Origin of the sequence: Pontibacter rugosus (genome assembly GCF_042678745.1) — a bacterium.
Lineage (GTDB): Bacteria > Bacteroidota > Bacteroidia > Cytophagales > Hymenobacteraceae > Pontibacter > Pontibacter rugosus.
In genome coordinates this window covers 1-2,568 of the sequence record NZ_JBHTLD010000363.1, presented here as the reverse complement: position 1 = coordinate 2,568, position 2,568 = coordinate 1, and the positions used below count along the sequence as shown (strand labels likewise).

General features: G+C 46.5%; 3 protein-coding genes. 2 read left to right on the top strand and 1 reads right to left on the bottom strand.

All coding sequences use genetic code 11. The annotated features are described in order from the left end of the window. Positions 1-117: 117 nt before the first annotated feature. Both ruvB and queG read left to right on the top strand, forming a co-directional pair. A complete protein-coding gene (ruvB, locus tag ACFQ2O_RS21150) occupies positions 118-1,164 on the top strand; it encodes a Holliday junction branch migration DNA helicase RuvB (RefSeq protein WP_377532796.1) in 1,047 nt (348 codons plus the stop codon). A 177-nt stretch (positions 1,165-1,341) separates the two neighbouring features. After that, on the top strand, positions 1,342-2,283 hold the full coding sequence (queG, locus tag ACFQ2O_RS21145) for a tRNA epoxyqueuosine(34) reductase QueG (RefSeq protein ID WP_377532794.1): 942 nt from the start codon (positions 1,342-1,344) through the stop codon (positions 2,281-2,283). A gap of 5 nt (positions 2,284-2,288) precedes the next feature. Here queG and ACFQ2O_RS21140 read toward each other — a convergent pair whose 3' ends face one another. Next, positions 2,289-2,483, bottom strand: coding sequence for a hypothetical protein (locus ACFQ2O_RS21140; RefSeq protein WP_377532792.1), 195 nt, complete (start codon positions 2,481-2,483; stop codon positions 2,289-2,291). Between the last annotated feature and the right edge of the window lie 85 nt (positions 2,484-2,568).

The following is a 2,568-nucleotide window of genomic DNA, read 5'->3' as shown; positions in this document are numbered from 1 at the left end:
ATCTTAAAATAATTAGCAAAAAATCTTAACTTCGTGAGTATAAATGGAGCAAAACAACAGCTTAAACTGTTACCTTTAAGAGCAGCGAAAGCTCATTTTTTGTAGAAGATTATACGTATGAGAGAAGATTATCTCACTGGCGAAAAAGAACATTTAACGCCGGCTGAACGCGACATAGACAAGGCCCTTCGCCCACTCAGCTTCCACGATTTTGCGGGGCAGGATAAAGTGGTGGAGAACCTGAAGATTTTTGTGCTGGCAGCCAGACGCCGTGGCGAAGCACTGGACCACGTGCTGTTGCATGGCCCTCCGGGTCTAGGTAAAACCACGCTGTCGCATATTATTGCCTCCGAGTTGGATGCAGGTATCAAAATGACCTCTGGCCCGGTGTTGGACAAGCCAAGTGATCTGGCAGGCCTGCTCACTAACCTGGAGACGAACGACGTGCTGTTTATCGATGAGATTCACCGTCTGAATCCGGTGGTAGAGGAGTATTTGTACTCAGCCATGGAGGACTACAAGATCGACATTATGCTCGATTCTGGTCCAAACGCGCGCTCGGTACAAATAAGCCTGAACCCGTTTACACTGATCGGAGCTACCACGCGCTCTGGTTTGCTGACAGCACCCTTGCGTGCCCGTTTCAGCATTAACTCGCGCCTGGAGTACTACGATGCCGAGCTGTTACGTTCTATCGTAAAGCGCTCTTCGGCTCTGCTGGGTGCGCCTATACATGAGGATGCCGCTTTCGAAATTGCCCGCCGTAGCCGTGGTACACCGCGTATTGCTAACAACCTGCTGCGCCGTACCCGCGATTTTGCTCAGGTGAAAGGAGACGGCACTATTACCGTAGATATTGCCAAGTTCGCGCTGAATGCCTTAGATGTGGATCAGAATGGCCTGGATGATATGGATAACCGCATTCTGCTCACGATCATTGACAAGTTTAAAGGAGGCCCAGTGGGTATTACTACCATTGCTACAGCATGCGGAGAAGAAGCAGAAACGATTGAAGAAGTATACGAGCCATTCCTGATACAGGAAGGCTATATAAAGCGCACCGCGCGTGGACGAGAGGCAACAGAGATGGCCTATCGTCACCTAGGTAAAATTCCGCCGCAAGAGATAGCCTCTGGAGGACTTTTTAATCAGCCCGGAGCTTAAGATACCTGTTTGTGATTTTTTATTGAAGAGCAGGCCCACAGGTCTGCTCTTTCTTTTTATAAACTAGCGTGTGTGCGGCTGCTGATAAACCAGCATCGCATTAAAAAGCAGCAGGCGGATTTATTTTAACTTAATTTTGTTGCCTTTAAAGTATAAAGCAGCACTAACAAGTATAGATTGAGCAAAGAGAAGTATACATACCTGATCAAGCAGAAGGCCAAGGAACTGGGCTTTATGTACTGCGGCATCTCCAAGGCAGGTTTTCTGGAGGAGGAGGCACCGCGCCTGGAGCGATGGCTTAACCAGAACATGCACGGGCAAATGCATTACATGGAGAATCATTTCGATAAGCGCCTGGACCCGCGCCTGCTGGTAGATGGAGCCAAGTCAGTCGTATCCTTGCTGCTCAATTACTATCCTGAAAAAGAGAACCAACAGCAGGAAGAGGATACCTATAAAATATCAAAATACGCCTATGGTACAGATTATCACTTTGTAATAAAGGATAAGCTGAAAACACTGCTGGCTTACATTAACGAGGAAATAGGTGAGGTTGGTGGCCGTTGCTTTGTAGACTCTGCCCCGGTAATGGATAAGGCCTGGGCCAAAAAAAGCGGCTTAGGTTGGATGGGCAAAAACTCAAACCTGATTACGCCACAGGTAGGAAGCTTTTACTTTATAGCAGAACTAATTATTGACCTGGACCTGGAGTATGATGGGCCGATAAAGGACTACTGTGGCTCTTGTACCCGTTGCCTCGATGCCTGCCCGACAGGTGCTATCACAGAACCTTACGTGGTAGATGGAAGCAAGTGTATTTCATACTTCACGATAGAGCTGAAGGACCAACTGCCGCAGGAAATGAATGGTAAGTTTGGCAACTGGGTGTTTGGCTGTGATATCTGCCAGGATGTATGCCCCTGGAACAGGTTTAGCAAGCCACACAGCGAACCCGCCTTCAATCCGCACCCCGACTTAAAGCACCTGAAAGCAAACGACTGGAAAGAGCTGACGCACGAGGTGTTCTCACAGCTGTTTAAGAAATCAGCTGTGAAGCGCACCGGCTACAGTGGGCTGGTGCGCAACATTCGCTTTATGCAGGACTACCCTGAAGAATAGTTTTGTTATACTTTTTTAGGCTTTAAGAAAACCCTGTTTAAGATTAGTAAATACATGCCCGAGAATTGCTCGTAGCACCAGTTTCGGAGCTGTTTCAGTTCAGCTCGCTTCAGTACTTTGAAGGCTTTGCGTAACTCTTTTTCAAACAACATTTTGTCGAAGCTTACCTTCAATAAAATGGTTTTAATGTATTCTAACATGTCAATAAGCAAACTTTAGTAATATGCTTTATTGTACGGATTAGTAGTTAGAAAGTGACAGAATAATTATAAAAAATCATCTAAT

Excerpts from the sequence above, each read along its gene's own strand:
- ruvB (WP_377532796.1), top strand. The coding sequence starts at position 118 with ATGAGAGAAGATTATCTCACTGGCGAAAAAGAACATTTAACGCCGGCT.
- ACFQ2O_RS21140 (WP_377532792.1), bottom strand. The coding sequence starts at position 2,483 with ATGTTAGAATACATTAAAACCATTTTATTGAAGGTAAGCTTCGACAAA.